Below are 1,443 nucleotides of genomic sequence, written 5' to 3'. Positions count from 1 at the left end.
GCTGGAAAGCGCCACGATACAGGGTGATAGTCCCGTACATGAAAAGACATTTTAAGTGAAATCGAGTAGGTCGGAGCACGTGAAACTTTGACTGAATATAGGTGGACCATCATCTAAGGCTAAATACTCCCAACTGACCGATAGTGAACCAGTACCGTGAGGGAAAGGCGAAAAGAACCCCTGTGAGGGGAGTGAAATAGAACCTGAAACCGTGTACGTACAAGCAGTAGGAGCCCACTTGTTGGGTGACTGCGTACCTTTTGTATAATGGGTCAGCGACTTATATTTTGTAGCGAGGTTAACCGAATAGGGTAGCCGTAGGGAAACCGAGTCTTAACTGGGCGAATAGTTGCAAGGTATAGACCCGAAACCCGGTGATCTAGCCATGGGCAGGTTGAAGGTTGAGTAACATCAACTGGAGGACCGAACCCACTAACGTTGAAAAGTTAGGGGATGACCTGTGGCTAGGAGTGAAAGGCTAATCAAACCGGGAGATAGCTGGTTCTCCCCGAAATCTATTTAGGTAGAGCCTCGGACGAATACTTACGGGGGTAGAGCACTGTTAAGGCTAGGGGGTCATCCCGACTTACCAACCCTTTGCAAACTCCGAATACCGTAAAGTAATATCCGGGAGACACACGGCGGGTGCTAACGTCCGTCGTGAAGAGGGAAACAACCCAGACCGCCAGCTAAGGTCCCAAAGTCATAGTTAAGTGGGAAACGATGTGGAAAGGCCCAGACAGCCAGGAGGTTGGCTTAGAAGCAGCCATCCTTTAAAGAAAGCGTAATAGCTCACTGGTCGAGTCGGTCTGCGCGGAAGATGTAACGGGGCTAAACTATGCACCGAAGCTGCGGATTCAGAATTTATTCTGAGTGGTAGGGGAGCGTTCTGTAAGCCGTTGAAGGTGTACCGGGAGGTATGCTGGAGGTATCAGAAGTGCGAATGCTGACATGAGTAACGATAATGGGAGTGAAAAACTCCCACGCCGGAAGACCAAGGGTTCCTATCCCATGTTAATCAGGGTAGGGTAAGTCGACCCCTAAGGCGAGGCCGAAAGGCGTAGTCGATGGGAAACAGATTAATATTTCTGTACTCGATATAATTGCGATGGGGGGACGGAGCAGGCTAAGCAAGCATAGCGTTGGTAGTCTATGTGAAAGTGAGTAGGGCGTTTGTTTAGGTAAATCCGGACAAACATTAAACCTGAGACACGAGACGAGTCACTACGGTGATGAAGTTGCTGATGCCATACTTCCAGGAAAAGCCTCTAAGCTTCAGATTATATGGAATCGTACCCCAAACCGACACAGGTGGTCAGGTAGAGAATACTAAGGCGCTTGAGAGAACTCGGGTGAAGGAACTAGGCAAAATCGTACCGTAACTTCGGGAGAAGGTACGCTCCTATCTGTGATGAGACTTGCTCTCTAAGCGGACGGGAGCCG

Annotated in this window: 1 rRNA gene; it reads left to right on the top strand. The window is 49.4% G+C overall.

Features of this window, described 5'->3' with window-relative positions:
• Nucleotides 1–1,443, top strand: a 23S ribosomal RNA gene (locus GQR38_RS19875); the annotation flags it as partial.

Source organism: Pseudoalteromonas sp. c7(2019), assembly GCF_011378625.1.
In the GTDB taxonomy this organism is placed as follows: domain Bacteria; phylum Pseudomonadota; class Gammaproteobacteria; order Enterobacterales; family Alteromonadaceae; genus Pseudoalteromonas; species Pseudoalteromonas arctica.
The sequence above is the reverse complement of the archived record's forward strand: the minus strand, read 5'-3'. Positions and strand labels throughout refer to the sequence as shown.